Source organism: Escherichia sp. 10290 (assembly GCF_030295155.1).
GTDB classification, from domain to species: Bacteria; Pseudomonadota; Gammaproteobacteria; order Enterobacterales; family Enterobacteriaceae; genus Escherichia; species Escherichia coli_F.
This window is the reverse complement of sequence record NZ_AP025741.1, coordinates 2,781,254-2,804,870: the sequence shown is the minus strand read 5'-3', so window position 1 is coordinate 2,804,870 and position 23,617 is coordinate 2,781,254. Positions and strand designations below refer to the sequence as shown.

Here is a 23,617-nt window from a genome sequence, read left to right as displayed (position 1 = left end):
ATGAATAATAAGGGACGTAAGCACGCCTTACCACTGCGGCGTATACGGTTTCTTAAGCCAGCGGACAAAATCGTCCAGCGGTAATGGGCGACTGATCCAGTAGCCTTGCATGAAATTAACGCCGCGTTCGCTTAGCCATCGCGCCTGTTCCGGCGTTTCAACCCCTTCAGCAACCGTCAGCATATTGAGACGTTTCGCCAGCGTCAGCACCGCGTCAAGTACGGGTGAAGTGATCGTTTCCGTACCGATGGCGTTGATAAATCCACGATCAATTTTCAGATAATCGAGCGTAAAACGCTCAAGATAGATAAGCGCGCTGTGCCCGGTGCCAAAGTCATCAATAGCAATTTCAACGCCGACTGAATGCAGCCAGGCGAAGAGTTGCGTGGCTTCTTGCTCTTTCAACATATCGCGCTCGGTAATTTCCAGCACAATCTGGAAATGATGTGCGGGCAGGGAAGTGAGCAATTTTTGGATATCAGCTTTAAAGCTTTCGCTATGCAGATGGTCCGGCGCAATGTTAATGCCAAATTTGACGCCTACCGGCAGTACTTTTTCTAATTCTGCGGCATCGCGGGCAATTAACTCAAACAGGTGCTGAGTCAGCGGCACAATCATCTTTTGCGATTCGGCAAAGTTGATGAAGGCATCCGGGGGAATTTCTCCCGCTACAGGATGCCGCCAGCGTAGTAGTACTTCCAGGCCCGTTACCCGCAGAGCTTGTGTATCAACCACCGGTTGATATACCACGTAAAATTGTTCGCGCTTGATGGCGGTCATGATTTCTCTGCCCGGTCGCATACGCACGCTCATCAGGTAATAGCAGAGAAGTCCAACCATTGTTCCACTCATGCCGCCCAGTAAAAATGCGTACCACACATCGTTCCAAGTCCAGTCATCCGCATAAAGCCGAACGGTCAGAGGAATGCCCGCAATTTTAGTTTCACGGACCGGCATGTCGGTTAATTCATTAACGTTCATCAAACGTGAAGAAAAGGTAGATAGCGCAGTATTGCCAATAATGAGGGCGACGCCATCGTAATCTTCCTGCCGTGAACTATAAAAGAGAGAAGGCGTCAGGTTGAGATTCAGAGCGGCAAACACGCCGCTATTTTTCAGCAAAGGGTTGCGATACCAGATGACGATTGCGGGTTTGTTCGGCACCATCGGCGTGCCGGGTAAGATCGCCATATCGACGTTTTTATTAATGTCGAGCGCCGGAATCAATTCATTGAGTGGAATGTCCATCTCACCAGTCGCAGATGAACAGAATGTTTTTTTATCTTTTACCAGCACAAACGTACGGACATTCATGCTAAACGCCGCGCGGGCAGTCAGTTCGGGGTTAGCCTGCTGGCAGGTATCTAAGGTCAGCGGCTGGAGCCGGTCAGTAGTAGATTTCAGGTCGGCAAAATAGGTATCGAGATACTTTTGTACGTCGGTAATCAGTGTGTCGTATTTGACTTCGTGCTTATGCCAGGCCACTAAAAACTGAAGGCAGCTCACCAGTATCGCAATCATCACGCCTGCAACGATGCAGGTAAGCATAAGCTTACGTCCAGAATTGGGAGCGCGTATGAACATGATTCCGTTAATTTCCTGAAATTACGACAACATTTAAAAGATAACAATGACCGGACTATAGCCTGGATCAAGACGCGGAAACATCATTTTCTCTGATGAATGAAAACAAAAAAGCACTGCCTAAGCAGTGCTTTCAGTTAACTCGTCAGGATAGCCAAGGGATTGCATCCAAACGGTTTATTAGCTGCGGCTGAGAACCCGGCGTGCTTCGTTGTAACGCTTCTTCCAGTACGGTTCATTCATGCTGGAAATAATAACACCACTGCTGGTGGAAGCATGGACAAACTGATTGTTGCCGATATAAATACCGACATGGCGTCCCGTTGAACCGGCGCGGAACAGAACTAAATCACCCGTACGCAAATTACTGCGGGAAACAGATTTACCCATTTCCTGCTGTTCGTAAGTCGAACGCGGAAGTTCTAAGCCAAATTGCTCACGGAATGTACGCTGTACGAAACCAGAACAATCGATACCTTTTTTAGTGCTGCCGCCCAGACGATAGCGTACGCCTTTCCAGTCAGCATACTGATCCATAATTCGCGATTTTACGTCGACATTACGAACCAGGTTTTCAAATTCATCCTGAGAAGCTTGCAGTGATGATGTTTCACTACCCACTGCACGTGTCTCAGGATGCATATTCTTTGCGGTGTTATTTGCACTACATGCAGAAAGCAGAACCGCTACTGCAATCGCGGGGATCCCGCGCAAGATATATCTCAAAATCGGTTGAGATTTGACCATGTTGTTTGTTTTCCCTTGAAGTCCTTAACGACAAATATCGTTATAAAAAAATGCCAAGCGACACGAGACTAATTACCTGGGCATGTTGAAACAATTCCTTAAGGCCAAATCTGTGGACTAACGCACAAAATTATATGCTGTGAGGATAATCTACCGCCGAGGCAAAACGAGTTCGAGATTACCCGATTGGTGCGGTCTTGGCGAGTGGTTTTACATGATTTTTTATAAGAAAAAGTGATACAGAAAGTTAATAAGCGGGATTGGTCAATTAAAGTACGATTGAGTGAAACGCATACAATCCATTCATTTACTTAGGGAATGATTTTTGTGTTCGATGAAAGAAAGCAAAGGCGCACATCATCAGGAATATCCTTACTATAAAAATAAACCTGATGATGTTAATTACCGTGAGTTATTTGTTTTGGAAATGTTTGTTTTTTCCCGGTAGTGATTTGTCAAAAAAGGTGATTAATCGATCACTTAATGGCGTCAGCAACATCCAGGGCAAACCAATCAATATCACGGTCATCGAACCAACAATGATGTCAGTAAACCAGTGTGCACCAATCATTACTCTGGGAAATGCAAAAACCACAAAAATAATAAGGGCGATAAGGCCTGCGACTTTGCCGAAATAACGCCACATGAATGCCGAAAAAATAAGCAGCATCATGCCGTGATCGCCGGGAAAGCTGTCTCGTGAGGCATCTTTCGTGGGGATAGGGAGCAGTTCGCTGACGCGGTTAATATTGGCAAAAGTTAATGTTGGGCTGGCCCGTTTTACAGGAATTAATGCCTGTCCCAGTTGGTTTAAGACCACTGCAGTTAATAGCATGACGAGGCCAATAATCACGATACGTCGTCGGCCTGGGGCGTTTTCTTTCAGCCAGAAACTCAGCATCAACATTCCCATTGCCAGCAGTGAACAACCGTCGAAGGCACGATTATTGGTCAATGCAACCAGCCACAAAAAGGCCTTACTTTCGACCAGTTTCTGATTAAAAAAATAAAAAATATCCGCATCAATCGGCAACCAGAATCCATGATTAACGGGAATATACCAGGAAAGAAACAGCGCGAGGCCGACAATATTCAACAACACTATTTGCGGCAAATTTTTAATCATATTTTCTCTAATTATCTTACTGAAAAACGCAGGCAACCTTACGCGGTAGTCGCTAAACGAAGCTTCAACAGCGCGCTCTGCAAAGCATTCCAGTCAGCTTCGCTGCTGGAAATCAGCTCAATACGACTGTCCGGTGGAGCAACGTTTTGCGTTTCAATGTGCAGGTCATCGCCCTGACGGTTGATTCGCACCAGCCCTTCGGGAATACGTATCACGCCTTTGACGCGTTCCACCGGTGCAAGTCGCGCCCATTCCAGAATGCCAATGGTGTCGAATACCGTATCAGCGTCGAATATCCAGCCACAGGCCTGATGCCCTTGTCCACTGTTCAGACTGCGACGCCAGCGTTGATGCTCTGGCAGGCTTAACGCTGCTAACCCTTTTTTCACGCTATGCTGATGAGAATGCGCCGCGCTGGCGGGCAACTCGGCTAAATTGCGACGTGGCAAATCCAGAAGATGACCGTCAATTTTCCCATGTTCGCTGTGAATTAAATGCCGATCGCCACCATTTTGCTGCCACCAGCGCTGTAGCGCTTGCTCACTTTCGGGCGTCGCACGGTCGGATTTATTGGCGACAATAATGTCTGCGGCAGCCAGCTGGTCACGGAAGTTTTCATTGCTGGCGCTTTTTTCGTCCAGCAGCAAGCGTGGATCGAGAATGCACAACGTGGCGCGCAGATCTATCCACGGTTCATACACGGGCGCGGTTAAGAGATCGAGGATCTGTTTCGGATGGCCCAGCCCGGTCGGCTCTATCAACAAGCGGTCTGGTTTTCCCTGACGCAGTAAGGTATTCAACCCTACCTGCATGGGTAAACCATTAACGCAGCACATACAGCCGCCGGGGATCTCTTTCAACAATGCGCCGCTATCGGCGAGCAAAGCACCATCAATTCCGACTTCCCCAAATTCATTAACCAGTACCGCCCATTTTTCGTTGGGATCTTTATGGGCTAACAGATGAAGAATCGACGTAGTTTTCCCGCTGCCGAGAAAACCGGTGATGAGGTTGGTCCTGGTCACAACGGCTCCGCAATATTCTTAAAAGTTAACTGAGCGTTAATCCTGGCTAAAAAAGGCAGAAAAGAGAAGGGGAGAGCGGACGAAGGCGAGCTTCATCCGCTTTAACCGCAGAAATCGTTAAATTTTGAGGGTGTTTAATAGCGCCTGATGCGCGCCGAATTGTGCGATTTGTTGCCAGGCTTGTTCGATAGCCTGCACAAAATGCGGGTTATCTGGCAGATCATCACCGAAAACTTCACGCAGAGAAAGCAGGGCGGTTACGCGTTGTTCACTGCTACTGCCCGCAACAAGTTCGCAAATTTTATCGCTAAGCGGATCGCGAACATCAATGGCATTTCCGGCATCATCAACGCCGCTGACGTAACGCATCCAGCCTGCAACGCCTAATGCCAGCAACGACCAGTCCGTTTCGCGCGCCAGATGTATGCGAATACCTGCCAGCATACGTTGCGGTAATTTCTGGCTACCATCCATTGCGATTTGCCAGGTCTTATGTTTCAGCGCCGGGTTAGCAAAACGTGCAATTAACTTATCTGCATATTGTGTTAAATCGACATCTTTAATTCGCAGTGTCGGCGCTTGCTCATCCAGCATTAATGCTCTGGCGGCATGGCGAAATGCGCGATCCTGCATGCAATCACTGATGTGCGCGAATCCTGAGAGGTAACCCAGATAAGCGAGAAAAGAGTGGCTGCCATTAAGCATACGCAGTTTCATCTCTTCCCATGGCAGGACATCATTCACCATTTGTACACCTGCGACTTCCCAGGCAGGACGCCCAGCGACGAAGTTATCTTCCACCACCCACTGGATAAACGGTTCGCAGCTAATCGCGCAGGGATCATTCACCCCCAGATTTTGGCTGATTTCCGCCAGTGATTCGTCGGTTGCTGCCGGAACAATACGGTCGACCATGGTTCCCGGAAAACTGACGTGTTCTTTTATCCACCCGGCGAGTTCTGGTGAACGTTTTTCCGCCATCCCCTGCACCGCGTTTTTCACCACATGGCCATTGTCGGGAATATTGTCGCAGGAGAGTACGGTAAACGGTGCAAGGCCGCGTTCACGGCGTCGTTTCAGTGCTTCGACGAGAATACCCGGCGCGGAGTGAGGTTCTTCAGGATTTTGAAGATCGTGAATAATCCGCGGATTGCTGGTGTCGAGTGCACCGGTGGCCGGGTCAATACAATAGCCTTTTTCGGTAATCGTCAGGGAAACAATTGCCACCTGTGGCTCGCAAAATTTCTCAATAATTGCCGCTAAGGAATCCAGTTTTGCATTCAGGCATTCGTGAACGGCACCGACAATTATCGCCTGATTGCCGTCCGCACCTTTCTCCAGCACGGTATATAAATGGTTCTGTGCGCGGAGCTGGCTCATCAGTTGATCGCCGCTGAACAAGCTGATCTCACAGATCCCCCAGTCGCCGCCCTGGGCATTCAGCACACGATCGGTCAGTAACGCCTGATGTGCGCGGTGAAAGGCTCCGAAGCCAAAATGAACGATACGTGATTGCAACTGCTGGCGATCGTAGCGTGGAGCGTGTACCTGAGGCGGGAGCGTAGCGGAGGCGATTGTATTCATAGGAGTCACGTCTTAGTAACGATTGATTAACAATGACAGTGTAAAGTTATATGACAGAAATTGAAATTGGTCTGGATTGTTAATGCGATGAAGTGTGAGGGCGATCAATGAACTGGTGAATATTACGGGAGAACTATATTCAGGAAGCGCAAAATAGAAGATTGGTATAATAAATTAAAAAAGGGACAGCCTGAGCTATCCCTTTTCTGCATGCGGCTGAAGTTAGTCAGCACGACCCATATAACGGCGTTCTTCGATATGGATACGAATTTTTTCGCCCGGGCTTAAGTATTCTGGTACCTGAATCACCAGACCAGTGCTCAATGTCGCCGGTTTGTTACGGGCGCTGGCAGATGCCCCTTTGATGCCTGGTGCGGTTTCAACGATTTCCAGATCAACGGTCTGCGGCAGTTCAAGCGCCAGCAGTTGACCGTCCCAGGTCAGCACCTGCATGTCCGGCATGCCGCCCTCAGGCATAAACAGCAACTCTTCTTCAATCTGATCTTTGGTGAAGGTATACGGGGTATAGTCTTCTTTATCCATAAAGACATATTCGTTGCCATCGACATAGGAGAAGTCAACGTAACGGCGGGTCAGCGTCACGGTGTCAACGATATCATCTCCTTTGAAACGCTCTTCTACTTTCAGCCCGGTACGGACATCAGAAAAACGCATTTTGTACAGCGTAGCGGCACCGCGGGCAGTGGGCGACTGAATATCAATATCCTTAACCAGCAGCAGTTTGCCGTTGTAATTCAGTACCATACCTTTTTTAATTTCGTTCGCTCTTGGCATCGAAAAATTCCTGTAGTCGAAAATGTCAAAAATATCGCGACAAAGTACTCGCGACGGGCCTTTCGGGCAAGTGGTATTCGCACTTTTGCTGGTGCAAAAAAGGTGGTACTGTGCGCGCTCATCAATCCGGTGGTTAACCTTAAGAGAACAACGTATGGAATGCCGTCCGGGTTGCGGGGCGTGTTGCACAGCCCCTTCAATTTCCAGCCCTATTCCCGGTATGCCAGATGGCAAGCCCGCCAATACGCCCTGCATTCAGCTAGATGAGTATCAGCGCTGTAAAATTTTCACCTCGCCACTACGACCGAAAGTCTGTGCAGGGTTACAAGCCAGCGCTGAAATGTGCGGTAACTCGCGTCAGCAGGCAATGACCTGGCTTATCGATCTGGAAATGCTGACCGCGCCTTAAACATCTTTAATCCGCAGTAAGCAAAACAGAGTGGCGATAATCATCACCATCGCAAACCAGAACACAGCGTGATAATTCCAGATCTCGGCGACGATGCCCGCCACAGATCCTGCGATGATCCAGCCCACGCGCGACGTGTTGGTATAGAGCGTGGTGGCTGAACCTGCCTGACCGGGCATCAAATCCTGAAAATAGAGCATCCCGATGCCACCCAGAATGCCAATAAAAATAGCATTTAGCAGCTGCAAGCCCAACAGAATGACAGGTGAATGCGCCATCAGCATTCCTGCGTAAAAACAGACGCCACCCACGGCAGCAACGCGCATTAAGAAACGCTTACCCAGACGTTTGGCGAAATATCCGGCAATCAACATGGTCGGGATTTCCAGCCCGGCGGCGGTCCCCATCATCACGCCTGCCAGTTTCTCGGGAAGATGCAGTTCGTTGATAATAAATAGCGGCATGTTGATAATGTACAGGCTGTTCGAGCCCCACATCAATGTACAAATGACAAACAGCAGCAGCGTATCGCGACGGTTACGGCGCGGCGCTTCAACCGTGCCGGTCGCCAGCGGAAGCTCTTTTTGCATCGACGGTAAAAACAGCCACACCATCACGCCGCAAACAATAAACGCTACCGCTGCGCTCAGATACATTACCGTAAAGCTGAAACCCATCGCTAAGGCATAAGCCAGCGGCGGGCCAATGACCCATGCCAGTGAAACCTGAGCGCGTAAAAAAGAGCTGAACATCACCGCCTCACGTCCGGTTTTGTCGGCATGTTCACGTGCAAGGGCAAACATTTGCGGGTTAGCGGTCGAGCCAAAGCTGCTAAGAAAGACGCCAACGAATAGCAAAACAAAGTAGTTGCGATTCCAGGCAAAAAGGGTGCAGGCCAGCACGCCTAACAGGCAGCAAAAGACAATCAGCGATTTGCGATCGCCGCGCTTATCAGAGCGCCCGGCGAGAAACTGACTGACCAGAATCCCAATGACAGCGCTGCCGGTAAAGAAGAATCCCACCATCGCCGGACGGGCATGTACTTCATCGGTAAGGAAAATACTGAGTGTCGGGGTTTGCAGAGCGCCCGCAATACCGGTGAGAAAGGCAACGATTAAAAACGCCGTCGAGGTCAGGTCAAACGATTTCGCGCTGGAGACTGCGGGGGAGTTATGCATGCTGGTCGATCACTGGAAGAGGAAGACGCGGAGTTTACGCTGCTTGTTAGAAAATAAACAGACAGCGAAATCAAAAGCGCCACGAATAATCAAAATGCCATTTCACTGTTGCTGATTGGCTGCTGACGCTGCTGAAATGAAATTGCTGATAACGGATTTTCCCATCAGCAATTAGGAAAAATGACAAAAAATTGTGCAGCACATCAAACTTTTGCTCATTACTTTACGGCTTTCCTTGCGTGCTGAAACAGAAGTATTATGCTTTCTTGAAACGTTTCAGCGCGATCTTGTCTTTAACCCTAAGCCAGGTTGGCGCTTTTTTTCTCATAGAAGCTGAATCGTTTCAATTCAGCAAGAGAGGAGAACTATGTTCCAGTTATCCGTACAGGACATCCATCCGGGCGAAAAGGCCGGAGACAAAGAAGAGGCGATTCGCCAGGTCGCTGCGGCGCTGGTGCAGGCCGGTAATGTAGCTGAAGGCTACGTCAATGGCATGCTGGCGCGCGAACAGCAAACCTCTACGTTCCTCGGCAATGGTATTGCTATTCCACACGGCACTACCGACACCCGCGATCAGGTGCTGAAAACCGGCGTTCAGGTATTTCAGTTCCCGGAAGGCGTCACCTGGGGTGACGGCCAGGTAGCGTACGTGGCGATCGGTATTGCTGCCAGCTCGGATGAACATCTGGGTCTGTTACGCCAGCTGACCCACGTACTGAGCGATGATTCCGTTGCTGAACAGCTGAAGTCAGCAACGACAGCAGAAGAACTTCGCGCATTGCTGATGGGCGAAAAGCAGAGTGAGCAGCTGAAGCTCGATAACGAAATGCTGACGCTGGATATTGTCGCCAGCGATCTGCTGACGCTTCAGGCGCTTAACGCTGCGCGTCTGAAAGAAGCAGGGGCAGTTGACGCCACCTTCGTCACTAAAGCCATCAATGAACAACCGCTGAACCTCGGACAGGGCATCTGGCTGAGCGATAGCGCTGAAGGCAATTTGCGTAGCGCGATTGCGGTAAGCCGTGCGGCAAATGCTTTTGATGTGGACGGCGAAACGGCAGCCATGCTGGTGAGTGTGGCGATGAATGACGATCAGCCCGTCGCGGTTCTTAAGCGTCTCGCTGATTTGTTGCTCGACAATAAAGCTGACCGTTTGCTGAAAGCGGATGCGGCAACGTTGCTGGCGCTGCTGACCAGCGATGATGCGCCGACCGACGACGTGTTAAGCGCGGAGTTTGTGGTGCGCAATGAACACGGCCTGCATGCTCGTCCAGGTACCATGCTGGTCAATACTATTAAACAATTTAACAGTGATATTACCGTGACAAACCTTGATGGCACCGGCAAACCGGCAAACGGACGTAGTCTGATGAAAGTTGTGGCACTTGGCGTTAAGAAAGGTCATCGCCTACGCTTTACCGCCCAGGGGGCAGATGCTGAGCAGGCGCTGAAAGCCATTGGCGACGCTATCGCTGCTGGTCTTGGGGAGGGCGCATAATGAGCAGACGTGTTGCTACTATCACCCTTAATCCGGCTTATGACCTTGTTGGTTTCTGCCCGGAAATTGAACGCGGCGAAGTGAACCTGGTGAAAACCACCGGTCTGCATGCGGCGGGTAAAGGCATCAACGTGGCCAAAGTATTAAAAGACCTGGGGATTGATGTCACCGTTGGCGGCTTCCTCGGTAAAGACAATCAGGATGGTTTTCAGCAACTGTTCAGCGAGCTGGGCATTGCCAACCGTTTCCAGGTTGTACAGGGGCGCACCCGAATTAACGTTAAGCTGACGGAAAAAGACGGCGAAGTGACCGACTTCAACTTCTCGGGTTTTGAAGTTACCCCCGCCGACTGGGAACGCTTTGTGACTGATTCTCTGAGCTGGCTCGGTCAGTTCGATATGGTCTGTGTCAGCGGAAGCTTACCGTCAGGCGTCAGCCCGGAAGCGTTCACCGACTGGATGACTCGCCTGCGTAGTCAGTGTCCTTGCATTATCTTTGATAGTAGCCGTGAAGCGTTAGTGGCAGGTTTGAAAGCGGCACCGTGGCTGGTGAAACCTAACCGCCGCGAGCTGGAAATCTGGGCGGGCCGTAAACTGCCTGAAATGAAAGATGTGATTGAAGCTGCGCATGCGCTGCGTGAACAAGGTATCGCGCATGTCGTTATTTCACTGGGTGCCGAAGGCGCGCTTTGGGTTAATGCCTCCGGCGAATGGATCGCCAAACCACCGTCAGTCGATGTCGTAAGCACCGTTGGCGCAGGGGATTCTATGGTTGGTGGCCTGATTTATGGCTTGCTGATGCGTGAATCCAGTGAACACACACTGCGTCTGGCGACAGCTGTTGCAGCCCTGGCGGTAAGTCAAAGCAATGTGGGTATTACCGATCGTCCGCAGTTGGCCGCAATGATGGCGCGCGTCGACTTACAACCTTTTAACTGACAGCAGGAGAGGCATAATGAAAACGCTGCTGATTATTGACGCTAATCTCGGTCAGGCACGCGCCTATATGGCGAAGACCCTGCTGGGCGCGGCGGCGCGAAAAGCAAAACTGGAAATCATCGACAATCCGAACGACGCTGAAATGGCGATTGTTCTCGGTGATTCCATCCCGAACGACAGCGCGCTGAACGGTAAAAATGTCTGGCTGGGCGATATTTCCCGGGCAGTTGCGCACCCTGAGCTGTTCCTGAGTGAAGCCAAAGGCCATGCGAAACCTTACACTGCACCGGTCGCTGCGACAGCACCAGTTGCCACCAGCGGTCCGAAACGCGTAGTTGCGGTGACAGCTTGCCCGACTGGCGTAGCACACACATTTATGGCGGCTGAAGCCATTGAAACCGAAGCGAAAAAACGTGGCTGGTGGGTGAAAGTTGAAACCCGTGGTTCTGTTGGCGCGGGTAATGCGATCACCCCTGAAGAAGTAGCCGCAGCGGATCTGGTGATTGTGGCGGCAGATATCGAAGTGGATCTGGCGAAATTTGCTGGTAAACCGATGTATCGCACCTCTACCGGTCTGGCGCTGAAGAAAACCGCGCAGGAACTGGATAAAGCGGTTGCTGAAGCAACGCCGTATGAACCGGCGGGCAAAGCTCAAACAGCGACCACTGAAGGTAAGAAAGAGGGTGCAGGCGCTTACCGTCACTTGCTGACGGGCGTCTCTTACATGCTGCCGATGGTCGTTGCAGGTGGTCTGTGTATCGCGCTTTCTTTTGCTTTTGGTATCGAAGCGTTTAAAGAGCCGGGTACGTTGGCAGCGGCGCTGATGCAGATTGGTGGTGGTTCAGCCTTTGCGCTGATGGTGCCGGTACTGGCAGGTTACATTGCCTTCTCCATTGCCGATCGTCCGGGTCTCACGCCGGGTCTGATTGGCGGTATGCTGGCGGTCAGCACCGGTTCTGGCTTCATTGGGGGTATTATTGCGGGCTTCCTGGCTGGTTACATTGCGAAGTTAATCAGTACGCAACTGAAACTGCCACAGAGTATGGAGGCGCTGAAACCGATCCTGATCATTCCGCTAATTTCCAGTCTGGTGGTCGGTCTGGCGATGATCTACCTGATCGGTAAACCGGTTGCTGGCATTCTCGAAGGGTTGACTCACTGGCTGCAGACCATGGGGACTGCGAATGCGGTTCTGCTGGGGGCGATCCTCGGTGGCATGATGTGTACTGACATGGGCGGTCCGGTAAATAAAGCAGCGTACGCATTCGGTGTGGGTCTGCTGAGTACTCAAACCTATGGTCCGATGGCGGCGATTATGGCGGCAGGTATGGTGCCACCGCTGGCAATGGGTCTGGCAACAATGGTGGCGCGTCGCAAATTCGACAAAGCGCAGCAGGAAGGTGGCAAAGCCGCTCTGGTTCTTGGTCTGTGCTTTATTTCGGAAGGTGCAATTCCGTTTGCTGCTCGTGATCCGATGCGTGTGCTGCCGTGTTGTATCGTTGGTGGGGCGCTGACTGGCGCAATCTCAATGGCGATTGGTGCGAAACTGATGGCACCGCACGGTGGTCTGTTTGTTCTGCTGATCCCTGGCGCTATTACGCCGGTACTGGGTTACCTGGTAGCAATTATTGCCGGTACGCTGGTGGCGGGTTTGGCCTATGCCTTCCTGAAACGTCCGGAAGTGGACGCAGTAGCGAAAGCAGCGTAATAAAAGGTGTGTTACAGGGCAGAAATTTCCTGCCCTGTAACATTTGATGAGCGCAAAGGGAATGACCAGTTTGTGAATGTAATTTTATGAATTTAAATGGTTTTATCTTTCAGTAGAAACCTGAAATGTTCATCAAACACTAAGGTTATTTCCTCAAGGGCAGATTATTTCTGCCCTTTTTTAGTGTTCCTGTTCTGTGCATCCCGTCACAAATTCCTCACTTTTGTAATTCAGGCATTTAATCGCATTTTGTGAGCCTGCTCAAATCTGCCCATTTTGCCTCTCTGGCGGCAATTTACTTTACGTAAAACATGCATACTATGAGCACATGTTTAAATATGAACACATGTTTAAACCGTCTTTGCAGTATCTATATTCTTGTGGATTGACAGGGTTGGTAATTTTTTACCAGAGGACGTGCTATGCGCGAAAAGGATTATGTCGTAATTATAGGCTCGGCGAATATTGATGTCGCCGGATATTCACATGAATCATTAAATTATGCGGATTCAAATCCAGGTAAAATAAAATTTACGCCTGGTGGGGTAGGGCGCAATATTGCACAAAACCTGGCGTTGCTGGGTAATAAAGCCTGGCTACTGAGCGCCGTAGGCAGTGATTTTTATGGTCAATCGCTGCTAACGCAAACTAATCAATCTGGCGTTTATGTCGATAAATGCCTGATTGTGCCGGGAGAAAATACGTCGAGCTATTTATCATTACTCGATAATACCGGTGAAATGCTGGTTGCTATAAATGACATGAATATTAGCAACGCTATTACAGCTGAATATCTCGCACAGCACCGTGAATTTATTCAGAGGGCAAAGGTCATTGTCGCGGACTGTAATATCAGTGAAGAGGCACTGGCATGGATTCTGGATAATGCCGCCAACGTACCCGTATTTGTCGATCCTGTTTCTGCGTGGAAATGTGTCAAAGTGCGCGACCGTCTAAATCTGATCCACACTCTCAAGCCAAACCGCCTTGAAGCGGAAACCCTGAGTGGGATTGCGTTGTCAGGGCGTGAAGATGTGGAAAAGGTTGCCGCCTGGTTCCATCAACATGGCCTGAACCGACTGGTATTGAGCATGGGCGGCGACGGCGTTTATTACAGTGATATTAGCGGTGAAAGTGGTTGGTCTGCGCCGATTAAAACCAATGTCATTAATGTTACCGGAGCGGGCGATGCCATGATGGCGGGACTTGCTTCGTGTTGGGTAGACGGAATGCCGTTTGCCGAATCTGTTCGTTTCGCACAGGGATGTTCGTCAATGGCGCTCTCCTGTGAATACACCAATAACCCCGATTTATCGATTGCCAACGTTATATCGTTAGTGGAGAACGCAGAATGTCTGAATTAAAAATTTCCCCTGAATTATTACAAATTTCCCCGGAAGTGCAGGACGCTTTAAAAAACAAAAAACCGGTTGTGGCACTGGAATCGACCATTATTTCTCACGGGATGCCGTTCCCGCAAAATGCTGAGACGGCAATTGAAGTAGAAGACACAATTCGTAAGCACGGTGCTGTACCTGCAACAATCGCCATTATTGGTGGTGTCATGAAAGTAGGTTTGAGCAAAGAAGAAATTGAATTGTTAGGCCGTGAAGGACATAACGTGACGAAAGTCAGTCGCCGTGATTTACCTTTTGTCGTTGCCACAGGAAAAAATGGCGCGACCACCGTTGCTTCAACGATGATTATCGCGGCACTGGCAGGAATTAAAGTATTTGCAACGGGGGGTATTGGTGGTGTACATCGCGGTGCGGAACATACATTCGATATTTCTGCCGATTTACAGGAACTGGCAAATACTAATGTCACCGTTGTTTGTGCCGGTGCAAAATCTATTCTCGATTTAGGATTAACAACAGAATATTTAGAAACCTTCGGTGTACCGTTAATTGGCTATCAGACAAAAGCGCTGCCTGCGTTTTTCTGCCGTACCAGCCCATTTGAAGTCAGTATTCGCCTTGATAGTGCCACGGAAATCGCTCGTGCAATGGCAGTGAAATGGCAAACCGGTTTGAACGGCGGCCTGGTAGTGGCGAATCCGATCCCGGAGCAGTTTGCGATGCCGGAGGAATCTATCAATGCAGCCATAGATCAAGCTGTCGCCGAAGCCGAAGAGCAGGGCGTTATTGGTAAAGAAAGTACACCGTTCCTGCTGGCTCGTGTTGCTGAACTGACCGGTGGTGACAGCCTGAAATCCAACATCCAACTGGTGTTCAACAACGCCATTCTGGCGAGCGAAATTGCCAAAGAATACCAGCGTCTCGCGGGTTAATTTCTGACGGGCAGAAAGCCGTCGCCCGTACTGATCATACATACCAAAACCTGGCGCTAGCGCCGGGTTTACTGGCATGAAAGGAAAATCATTATGGATATAATGAGAAGTTTGGTGGGTATGGTGGTATTGCTGGCAATTGCATTCTTATTGTCAGTGAATAAAAAAGGTATCAGCATACGCACGGTCGGGGCTGCATTGCTGCTGCAAATCGCTATTGGTGGCATTATGCTCTACTTCCCACCGGGAAAATGGGCAGTAGAGCAGGCGGCATTAGGCGTGCATAAAGTGATGTCTTACAGTGATGCCGGTAGCGCCTTCATTTTTGGTTCGCTGGTTGGGCCGAAAATGGATGTCCTGTTTGATGGCGCGGGCTTTATCTTCGCCTTTCGCGTACTTCCGGCAATTATTTTCGTCACAGCGCTCATCAGCCTGCTGTACTACATTGGCGTGATGGGGCTGCTAATCCGCATTCTTGGCAGTATTTTTCAGAAAGCCCTCAACATCAGCAAAATCGAATCTTTTGTTGCGGTTACCACTATTTTCCTCGGGCAAAATGAGATCCCGGCGATCGTTAAACCGTTTATCGATCGCATGAATCGCAACGAGCTATTTACGGCAATTTGTAGCGGGATGGCGTCCATTGCCGGTTCGATGATGATTGGTTATGCCGGAATGGGCGTACCAATTGACTACCTGTTAGCGGCATCGCTGATGGCGATCCCTGGTGGTATTTTGTTTGCACGTATTCTTAGCCCAGCCACCGAGCCTTCGCAGGTGACATTTGAAAATCTGTCGTTCAGCGAAACGCCGCCAAAAAGTTTTATCGAAGCGGCGGCGAGCGGTGCGATGACCGGGTTGAAAATCGCCGCTGGTGTGGCGACGGTGGTAATGGCGTTTGTGGCAATTATTGCGCTGATCAACGGCATTATCGGCGGAATTGGTGGCTGGTTTGGTTTTTCCAATGCCTCTCTGGAAAGTATTTTTGGCTATGTGCTGGCACCGCTGGCGTGGATCATGGGCGTGGACTGGAGTGATGCCAACCTTGCGGGTAGTCTGATTGGGCAGAAACTGGCGATTAACGAATTCGTCGCTTACCTGAGTTTCTCCCCATACCTGCAAACGGGCGGCACGCTGGAAGTGAAAACCATTGCGATTATCTCCTTTGCGCTTTGTGGTTTTGCTAACTTTGGTTCTATCGGTGTAGTCGTTGGGGCGTTTTCGGCTATTTCGCCAAAACGCGCGCCGGAAATCGCCCAGCTTGGGTTACGGGCGCTGGCAGCAGCAACGCTTTCCAACCTGATGAGCGCGACCATTGCCGGGTTCTTTATTGGTTTAGCTTGAGTTTCATTGCCGGATGTACGCGCTTATTAAGCGTTGCATCCGGTAATCACGTACTATTCCAGATTATTTTTTACTGCATCATCCCGGAGAATTTATTCTCCGGGTCCATCTCCAGCGCCAGCCCTAACAACTGCTTTCTGTTTTTAATCAGATACCCTTTCTTGCTTTTAATTAATAAACCGTCATGAATGAATTGCGCGAGAACATATAAAAGATGTCGATAAGAAACGCCCAAATACTCTGCCGCTTGCGTATGCTTTTCGTGATAAAGATCACCTTCCTGCGAGAGTAATATAAAAGCTGCCAGGCGATTCACTAACGGAAATGATTGATTCTGAGTTAAAGAAACAATATTACGATAATTTTTATGACTTAAGGTGACGCAGAGTTTTCGTAAAAATAGCGTGTCGTTTAATAACAGCGGACGGTAATGTTTCATGGGGAGTGCAAGGCACCAACACTCTTCAATCGCCTGTACCGCTCGTGGTTCATGATCTTTATCGATTAACTCAATCTCGCCAATAAAACAGGGTGCAGCAAAGAAATCAATCAGCGACACGCGACCATTAGCAAGCGTGGCGTAAAGCCTGGCGCGGCCTCGCGTCAGGTAAAACAGCCATGACGGCTGTTGCCCTTCCTGCACAATGTAGTCACGCGCTAAAAAATGAAACAGCCGTGTATCGGCTGAAACATCCGTTGAAAAGCAATCCTTATACGCGGACTCACTCATCAATTGCTGCTTAAGATCATTATTGTGGATTTCTTTCACGATGTTTATCCGCTATGAGATTTCTCATATTTAGCATACGTACGCTGTTGTTAAGATTCAATCATCGGCCCGGTCGAATTTTCTTTGCTGTAGAAAAAATAACGCAACTGGAAACAGAGGAAATAAACAATGGAAAAGAGAAAAATTATTCTGGATTGTGATCCGGGTCATGATGATGCTATTGCCATAATGATGGCCGCGAAACATCCGGCGATTGATTTATTAGGTATCACTATTGTGGCGGGGAATCAAACCCTCGATAAAACATTAATTAATGGTCTGAATGTTTGCCAGAAACTGGAGATTAACGTTCCGGTTTATGCGGGGATGCCGCAACCCATTATGCGTCAACAAATCGTTGCTGATAATATTCACGGTGAAACCGGACTGGATGGCCCGGTATTCGAACCGCTGACCCGTCAGGCAGAAAACACCCATGCGGTGAAATATATCATCGATACCCTGATGGCAAGCGATGGCGATATCACTCTGGTGCCGGTTGGTCCGCTTTCAAATATCGCGGTGGCAATGCGTATGCAGCCCGCAATCCTGCCGAAAATCCGTGAAATTGTGCTAATGGGCGGCGCTTACGGTACTGGCAACTTCACCCCATCTGCCGAGTTCAACATCTTTGCTGACCCGGAAGCGGCGCGAGTGGTGTTCACCTCCGGCGTTCCATTAGTGATGATGGGCCTCGATCTCACCAACCAGACCGTTTGCACTCCGGACGTGATTGCTCGGATGGAAAGGGCAGGCGGCCCTGCCGGAGAGTTGTTCAGCGACATCATGAACTTCACTCTGAAAACCCAGTTCGAAAACTACGGTCTGGCTGGCGGCCCGGTACATGACGCCACCTGTATCGGTTATCTGATTAACCCTGATGGCATTAAAACCCAGGAGATGTACGTCGACGTGGACGTTAACAGTGGCCCTTGTTACGGGCGTACCGTCTGCGACGAGCTGGGCGTTCTTGGCAAGCCCGCCAATACCAAAGTCGGCATCACTATTGATACCGACTGGTTCTGGGGATTAGTCGAAGAGTGCGTGCGCGGCTACATCAAAACCCATTAAGTGTTGATAACAAGCCGGGACAGTATCGCAAGATGCAGGCCCGGCTATTTCTGATGGGCAGAAAGACGTCGCCCAAAATGACATGAAGAGATAATAACTATGGATGTCATGAGAAGTGTTCTGGGAATGGTGGTATTGCTGGCAATTGCGTTTTTGCTGTCAGTAAACAAGAAGAAGATCAGCCTGCGTACCGTTGGCGCGGCGTTAGTGTTACAGCTCGTGATTGGCGGCATTATGCTTTGGTTACCACCAGGGCGTTGGGTCGCAGAAAAAGTCGCTTTTGGCGTCCATAAAGTGATGGCGTACAGCGATGCAGGTAGCGCTTTTATCTTCGGTTCTCTGGTCGGACCGAAAATGGACACCTTATTTGATGGCGCAGGATTTATCTTTGGTTTCAGGGTATTACCGGCAATTATCTTCGTCACTGCACTGGTGAGTATTCTCTACTACATCGGTGTAATGGGGATCTTAATTCGCATTCTCGGCGGTATCTTCCAGAAAGCGTTAAATATCAGCAAGATTGAGTCATTCGTCGCGGTCACTACCATTTTCCTCGGGCAAAACGAAATTCCGGCAATCGTCAAACCCTTTATCGATCGTCTGAATCGCAATGAATTATTTACAGCGATTTGTAGCGGGATGGCCTCGATTGCTGGTTCGACAATGATTGGTTACGCCGCACTGGGCGTGCCTGTGGAATATCTGCTGGCGGCATCGTTAATGGCGATCCCTGGCGGGATCTTGTTTGCCCGCATGTTAAGTCCGGCTACGGAATCTTCGCAGGTTTCCTTTAATAACCTCTCTTTCACCGAAACACCGCCAAAAAGCATTATTGAAGCCGCTGCTACAGGGGCAATGACCGGGCTGAAAATCGCTGCGGGTGTGGCGACAGTGGTGATGGCATTTGTCGCCATCATTGCGTTGATCAACGGTGTTATCGGCGGCGTTGGTGGCTGGTTTGGTTTTGAACATGCCTCGCTGGAGTCCATTTTAGGTTACCTGCTGGCCCCGCTGGCGTGGGTGATGGGTGTTGACTGGAGTGATGCGAATCTTGCCGGAAGTTTGATTGGACAGAAACTGGCGATTAATGAATTTGTCGCTTACCTCAATTTCTCACCTTATCTGCAAACAGCTGGCACTCTGGATGCTAAAACCGTGGCGATTATTTCCTTCGCGTTGTGCGGTTTCGCTAACTTTGGTTCTATCGGGGTGGTGGTTGGCGCATTTTCTGCGGTTGCGCCACACCGTGCGCCGGAAATCGCCCAGCTTGGTTTACGCGCGCTGGCGGCGGCGACACTTTCTAATCTGATGAGTGCCACCATTGCAGGATTCTTTATTGGCTTAGCGTAGTGCGCGAGTTATGAGCCGGATAAGACGCGGTCAAGCGTCGAATCCGGCAAGATTGTTACACCATCGGCACTAATGAAAGCGCGTTATCGGCAGACAGGGTAGGGTTGTTTAAGCTGCCGCTGGCGCGTGAAATTGCCGCGCAGGCCATCGCAAAACGGGCACTATCACGGAAACTGCTTCCTTCCAGAAAGCTATACACCAGGCCCGCCATAAAACCATCGTCAGCACCAAAACTGTCTACCGTCGTATGCGCTGGCGCAGTCAGCAAAAATTGTTCGCCATCCTTTTGGCTGCAATAAACAGACTCATCGGGCAAATAAACAAACAGTTGCTGAACGCCTTGCTGATGCAACGCATTCACTGCGGCATTACGATCAGCATCGCGGGTTATCGGCTGGCCCCATAAAATTTCCAGCTCCGGCAAAGTGGGTTTCAGAGTGTGAATATGCGCCAGCCAGTGTTTGATTTTGCCCGCTTTGAATTCTGAAACGGTATCGACAAACACCGGGATTTCATCAGCGAGGGTAAAGACCCACTCCAGCGCCTCGGCTGTCAGGTTGCAATCAGCCAGTACCACGCCCGCATGACGAAGTAAATCGCGCGACCCGTTCAGTAGTTGCGGTGTCAACTGATCCAGCAGATGGGTATCGTTAATCGCCAGCACGGTTTGATCGTCTCGATTGGCAATTGCCAGATACGTCGATGTGCTTTGACCATGTAAACGAACGCAGCCGGAGACATTCACGCCGGCGCGGCGCGTTTCTTCCAGGAGCATTTCGCCATAAAAGTCATCGCCAATCACTGAAAGCAAATGGACGTCGCGGCCTAACAGCGCCAGATTGTGGGCGATATTGCGTCCAACGCCGCCTGCCGAGCAATGAATTGTACCGGGATGAGAAGCCGCTTGCGGGTAACGGATATCCGCCATCCCGCGAATATCCATATTGATTGTCCCCACCACTACGCAGTATTCCTGCTCGGTGAGAATGTAACCTTTGCCTTTAATCCGACCTTTGCGCATTAAATCCATAATATGCGCTGCAACACGCGAACGGCTGATTTGCAGCATATCCGCAATTTCGTTCTGCTGAATCAGCGGGTTACGCCTTAATATTGCAAGGATCTCCTTCTCCCGGTTATTCATCTTCAGGCTACCGCTTTTTCAGTTTGTTGCGCTTTCAGCCAGGCGATTTCTTCTGCCCAGATATCCGGGTTGATGGTTTCAAGGATCAGCGGAATACCGTCGAAACGGTCGTCCTGCATAATCCAGCGGAACGCATCGTGGCCGATATTGCCTTCACCGAGGCTATGATGACGGTCAACGCGGCTGCCAAAGGTACTTTTCGCATCGTTAAGATGCATACCGCGTAGATACTTAAAGCCGACAATACGGGCAAAATCCGCGAACGTTTTCTCGCATTCGGCTGGAGTACGCAAATCATACCCGGCAGCGAAAGCATGGCAGGTATCAATGCAGACGCCGACGCGGGATTTATCTTCCACGCCGGCGATAATCGCCGCGAGATGTTCGAATTTAAACCCTAAGTTGCTGCCCTGACCGGCGGTATTTTCAATCACCGCTGTCACACCTTGAGTTTTATCCAGCGCAATGTTGATGGATTCGGCAATACGCGCAAGGCAATCCTCTTCTGAAATCTGCATCAGATGGCTGCCAGGGTGGAAGTTGAGCAAAGAAAGCCCCAGCTGTTCGCAACGCTGCATTTCATCTATAAACGCATCGCGCGATTTTTCCAGAGCTTCAGCGACCGGATGTCCGAGGTTAATCAGATAACTGTCGTGGGGAAGAATTTGCGCCGATGTGTAGTGATATTTTTCACAGGCGGCTTTGAATTCATCGATGGTTTGCGTCGTGAGCGGTGCGGCACGCCACTGACGTTGGTTTTTGGTGAACAAGGCAAACGCGGTTGCGTCGATTTCGGCGGCGCGAATTGCGGCATTTGCCAGACCGCCAGCAGCACTAACGTGCGCTCCAATGTATTTCATGCGAGGACTCCTGTTAAACCCGCTGGAGGAAAACGGTAATGATAGCGGGTTAACAGGAGCAAGATGTAGTGGTTTATGCGATGACGCTTTGAATCACATAGTTAATCGCACCACCACCAACAATCAGCCAGGCAAACAGTACCAGAGCCATCAGCAGAGGTTTCGCCCCGGCTTTTTTCAGCGCGCTGACGTGAGTGGTCAGACCCAGCGCCGCCATCGCCATTGCCAGCAGGAAAGTATCCAGCGTTACCAGCATATTCACTACGCTCTGCGGTAACAGGTGGAACGAGTTAAAGATGGCAACTACGATGAACAATATGGCAAACCACGGAATAGTGATTTTGCTTTTCTCGCCGCTGTTCGCCCCAGACAGCTGTTTAACACGCGCCGCCAGCAGGATGAGGAACGGAGCCAGCATCATCACGCGCAGCATTTTGGAAATAACTGCTGCGTTTTCTGCATCCGGGCTGATGGCATGACCTGCCGCCACCACCTGCGCCACTTCGTGCACAGTAGAACCAATGTAGATACCGAAAGTTTCCGGACTAAACCATTGAGACATCAGCGGATATATCGCCGGGTAGAGGAAAATCGCGACGGTCCCGAAGATAACAACGGTTGCAACAGCCACGGTTACTTTACTGGCTTCCGCTTTCACTACCGGCTCAGTCGCCAGTACCGCGGCAGCACCACAGATACTGCTACCGGCACCGATCAACCAGCTGGTGTGCTTATCCAGACCAAACACTTTCTGCCCCAGGAAACAAGCCAGCAGGAAGGTACTGGACAGCGTCAGCACGTCAATGATGATCCCACTGATACCGACATCGGCAATTTGCGAGAACGTCAGACGGAAGCCATAAAGAATGATACCCAGACGTAATAAATATTGCTTGGCAAACAGCACGCCACCGTCACAGCTTTTCCAGATGTGCGGATAGATGGTGTTGCCTAAAACCATCCCCAACAAGATTGCGAGGGTGAGGGCACTAAACCCGGCACCCGCAACCGCGGGAATGGAACCCCCCCACAGGGCGACCCCGGTGATAACTGCACTCAGGGCTAACCCCGGAATAAAATGCCACAGTGTACGATGTTGTTTCTGTAAGGTGATATTCGTCATAACCCTCTCCTTTAACCGGGTATAAGGTTACGACTAACTGGTTTAAAAATAAAATTGATTATATATTTATAATCAATCTTTATAAGTGGTAAGCGACTATGCACATCACCCTCCGGCAGTTGGAAGTTTTTGCAGAAGTATTGAAAAGTGGATCAACCACCCAAGCGTCGGTGATGCTGGCGTTGTCGCAATCAGCAGTGAGCGCAGCCTTGACTGACCTGGAAGGGCAGCTTGGCGTGCAACTGTTTGATCGCGTGGGGAAAAGACTGGTAGTTAATGAACACGGGCGGCTGCTCTATCCGCGAGCGTTGGCACTGCTTGAACAGGCGGTTGAAATCGAACAACTGTTTCGCGAAGACAACGGCGCGATTCGTATCTATGCCAGTAGTACTATCGGTAACTACATTCTGCCTGCAGTTATCGCCCGTTATCGCCATGATTATCCGCAGTTGCCGATTGAACTTAGCGTTGGGAACAGCCAGGACGTGATGCAAGCGGTGCTGGATTTCCGCGTTGATATTGGCTTTATTGAAGGCCCGTGCCACAGCACTGAAATCATCTCTGAACCGTGGCTGGAAGACGAACTGGTGGTTTTCGCCGCGCCGACTTCGCCGTTGGCTCGTGGTCCGGTCACCTTAGAGCAGCTGGCCGCTGCGCCGTGGATCCTGCGTGAACGCGGTTCCGGCACGCGGGAGATTGTCGATTATCTGTTGCTGTCACATTTACCGAAGTTTGAGATGGCGATGGAGTTAGGTAACTCCGAGGCAATCAAACATGCGGTGCGTCATGGATTGGGAATTAGTTGCCTGTCGCGACGGGTCATTGAAGATCAATTGCAGGCAGGCACGTTAAGTGAAGTTGCGGTCCCTCTGCCGCGCTTGATGCGCACGTTGTGGCGTATCCATCATCGGCAAAAACACCTTTCCAACGCGCTTCGGCGCTTTCTGGACTATTGCGATCCCGCGAATGTACCGCGTTAAGTTGCTGTACAAGAACATGCTGGTGCTGTGTCGATTTCGTGACGCAGCGCCCGCAGCATGCATTCGCCAGAAAAGAGATTGGCTGCTTTACTTA

Annotated in this window: 21 protein-coding genes; 10 read left to right on the top strand and 11 right to left on the bottom strand. The window is 50.2% G+C overall.

What is annotated here, in order from left to right:
• Window positions 1-27: 27 nt before the first annotated feature.
• The 6 genes from QUE74_RS14160 to yeiP form a co-directional block, all read right to left on the bottom strand.
• On the bottom strand, window positions 28-1,584 hold the full coding sequence (locus QUE74_RS14160; RefSeq protein WP_000470612.1) for a cyclic di-GMP phosphodiesterase: 1,557 nt from the start codon (window positions 1,582-1,584) through the stop codon (window positions 28-30).
• Between the two features lie 180 nt (window positions 1,585-1,764).
• A complete protein-coding gene (gene mepS / locus QUE74_RS14155; RefSeq protein WP_000241011.1) occupies window positions 1,765-2,331 on the bottom strand; it encodes a bifunctional murein DD-endopeptidase/murein LD-carboxypeptidase in 567 nt (188 codons plus the stop codon).
• Window positions 2,332-2,743: 412 nt separating this feature from the next.
• Window positions 2,744-3,457 (bottom strand): Kdo(2)-lipid A phosphotransferase, encoded by a 714-nt coding sequence (lpxT, locus tag QUE74_RS14150; protein ID WP_001354773.1) that lies wholly within the window; start codon window positions 3,455-3,457, stop codon window positions 2,744-2,746.
• A gap of 38 nt (window positions 3,458-3,495) precedes the next feature.
• Window positions 3,496-4,482 (bottom strand): zinc-binding GTPase YeiR, encoded by a 987-nt coding sequence (gene yeiR, locus QUE74_RS14145; RefSeq protein WP_286331455.1) that lies wholly within the window; start codon window positions 4,480-4,482, stop codon window positions 3,496-3,498.
• A 117-nt stretch (window positions 4,483-4,599) separates the two neighbouring features.
• On the bottom strand, window positions 4,600-6,066 hold the full coding sequence (locus tag QUE74_RS14140) for a mannitol dehydrogenase family protein (RefSeq protein ID WP_001354772.1): 1,467 nt from the start codon (window positions 6,064-6,066) through the stop codon (window positions 4,600-4,602).
• Window positions 6,067-6,288: 222 nt separating this feature from the next.
• Entirely contained in the window at window positions 6,289-6,861 is a 573-nt protein-coding gene (yeiP, locus tag QUE74_RS14135) for an elongation factor P-like protein YeiP (protein WP_001136827.1), read from the bottom strand.
• A gap of 154 nt (window positions 6,862-7,015) precedes the next feature.
• Between yeiP and QUE74_RS14130 the strand changes: the two genes are divergently transcribed.
• Complete coding sequence (locus QUE74_RS14130) at window positions 7,016-7,270, top strand: YkgJ family cysteine cluster protein (RefSeq protein ID WP_001354771.1); 255 nt, start codon at window positions 7,016-7,018, stop codon at window positions 7,268-7,270.
• Here the strand turns inward: QUE74_RS14130 and setB are convergent.
• Window positions 7,267-8,448: a sugar efflux transporter SetB gene (setB, locus tag QUE74_RS14125; protein ID WP_000551977.1), complete on the bottom strand. Its 1,182-nt coding sequence runs from the start codon at window positions 8,446-8,448 to the stop codon at window positions 7,267-7,269. The genes QUE74_RS14130 and setB overlap by 4 nt on opposite strands.
• Before the next feature lie 367 nt (window positions 8,449-8,815).
• On the opposite strand from setB, the gene fruB reads away from it, so the two are divergent.
• From fruB to QUE74_RS14095, 6 genes are all read left to right on the top strand, one after another.
• Window positions 8,816-9,946, top strand: coding sequence for a fused PTS fructose transporter subunit IIA/HPr protein (gene fruB, locus QUE74_RS14120; RefSeq protein WP_000487253.1), 1,131 nt, complete (start codon window positions 8,816-8,818; stop codon window positions 9,944-9,946).
• Window positions 9,946-10,884, top strand: a complete 939-nt coding sequence (fruK, locus tag QUE74_RS14115) for a 1-phosphofructokinase (protein ID WP_000091263.1) — start codon at window positions 9,946-9,948, stop codon at window positions 10,882-10,884. The genes fruB and fruK overlap by 1 nt, the downstream gene beginning before the upstream one ends.
• A gap of 16 nt (window positions 10,885-10,900) precedes the next feature.
• Complete coding sequence (gene fruA / locus QUE74_RS14110; RefSeq protein ID WP_000854458.1) at window positions 10,901-12,592, top strand: PTS fructose transporter subunit IIBC; 1,692 nt, start codon at window positions 10,901-10,903, stop codon at window positions 12,590-12,592.
• 422 nt (window positions 12,593-13,014) lie between these two features.
• Complete coding sequence (locus tag QUE74_RS14105) at window positions 13,015-13,956, top strand: pseudouridine kinase (RefSeq protein ID WP_001208130.1); 942 nt, start codon at window positions 13,015-13,017, stop codon at window positions 13,954-13,956.
• A complete protein-coding gene (psuG, locus tag QUE74_RS14100; RefSeq protein WP_001292441.1) occupies window positions 13,944-14,882 on the top strand; it encodes a pseudouridine-5'-phosphate glycosidase in 939 nt (312 codons plus the stop codon). The genes QUE74_RS14105 and psuG overlap by 13 nt, the downstream gene beginning before the upstream one ends.
• 93 nt (window positions 14,883-14,975) lie before the next feature.
• Window positions 14,976-16,226, top strand: coding sequence for a NupC/NupG family nucleoside CNT transporter (locus QUE74_RS14095; RefSeq protein WP_000353869.1), 1,251 nt, complete (start codon window positions 14,976-14,978; stop codon window positions 16,224-16,226).
• Window positions 16,227-16,296: 70 nt separating this feature from the next.
• Here the strand turns inward: QUE74_RS14095 and QUE74_RS14090 are convergent, their stop codons facing one another.
• Window positions 16,297-16,995 (bottom strand): transcriptional regulator YeiL, encoded by a 699-nt coding sequence (locus tag QUE74_RS14090; RefSeq protein WP_000658614.1) that lies wholly within the window; start codon window positions 16,993-16,995, stop codon window positions 16,297-16,299.
• Window positions 16,996-17,124: 129 nt separating this feature from the next.
• Here QUE74_RS14090 and rihB point away from each other — a divergent pair, with 129 nt between their 5' ends.
• Together rihB and QUE74_RS14080 are read left to right on the top strand one after the other, a co-directional pair.
• The gene (gene rihB / locus QUE74_RS14085; RefSeq protein ID WP_000415420.1) at window positions 17,125-18,066 is read left to right on the top strand and encodes a ribosylpyrimidine nucleosidase; all 942 of its coding nucleotides are present in this window, start codon (window positions 17,125-17,127) and stop codon (window positions 18,064-18,066) included.
• A 99-nt stretch (window positions 18,067-18,165) separates the two neighbouring features.
• Window positions 18,166-19,416 (top strand): NupC/NupG family nucleoside CNT transporter, encoded by a 1,251-nt coding sequence (locus tag QUE74_RS14080; RefSeq protein ID WP_000382936.1) that lies wholly within the window; start codon window positions 18,166-18,168, stop codon window positions 19,414-19,416.
• Window positions 19,417-19,471: 55 nt separating this feature from the next.
• Here the strand turns inward: QUE74_RS14080 and QUE74_RS14075 are convergent, their stop codons facing one another.
• From QUE74_RS14075 to QUE74_RS14065, 3 genes are all read right to left on the bottom strand, one after another.
• Entirely contained in the window at window positions 19,472-20,560 is a 1,089-nt protein-coding gene (locus QUE74_RS14075) for a sugar kinase (protein WP_001064991.1), read from the bottom strand.
• A gap of 2 nt (window positions 20,561-20,562) precedes the next feature.
• The gene (gene nfo, locus QUE74_RS14070; RefSeq protein WP_000873877.1) at window positions 20,563-21,420 is read right to left on the bottom strand and encodes a deoxyribonuclease IV; all 858 of its coding nucleotides are present in this window, start codon (window positions 21,418-21,420) and stop codon (window positions 20,563-20,565) included.
• A 73-nt stretch (window positions 21,421-21,493) separates the two neighbouring features.
• Window positions 21,494-22,543: a YeiH family protein gene (locus QUE74_RS14065; RefSeq protein ID WP_000182053.1), complete on the bottom strand. Its 1,050-nt coding sequence runs from the start codon at window positions 22,541-22,543 to the stop codon at window positions 21,494-21,496.
• Between the two features lie 98 nt (window positions 22,544-22,641).
• On the opposite strand from QUE74_RS14065, the gene yieE reads away from it, so the two are divergent.
• A complete protein-coding gene (gene yieE, locus QUE74_RS14060) occupies window positions 22,642-23,523 on the top strand; it encodes a DNA-binding transcriptional regulator YeiE (RefSeq protein ID WP_000548294.1) in 882 nt (293 codons plus the stop codon).
• Window positions 23,524-23,617 lie beyond the last annotated feature (94 nt).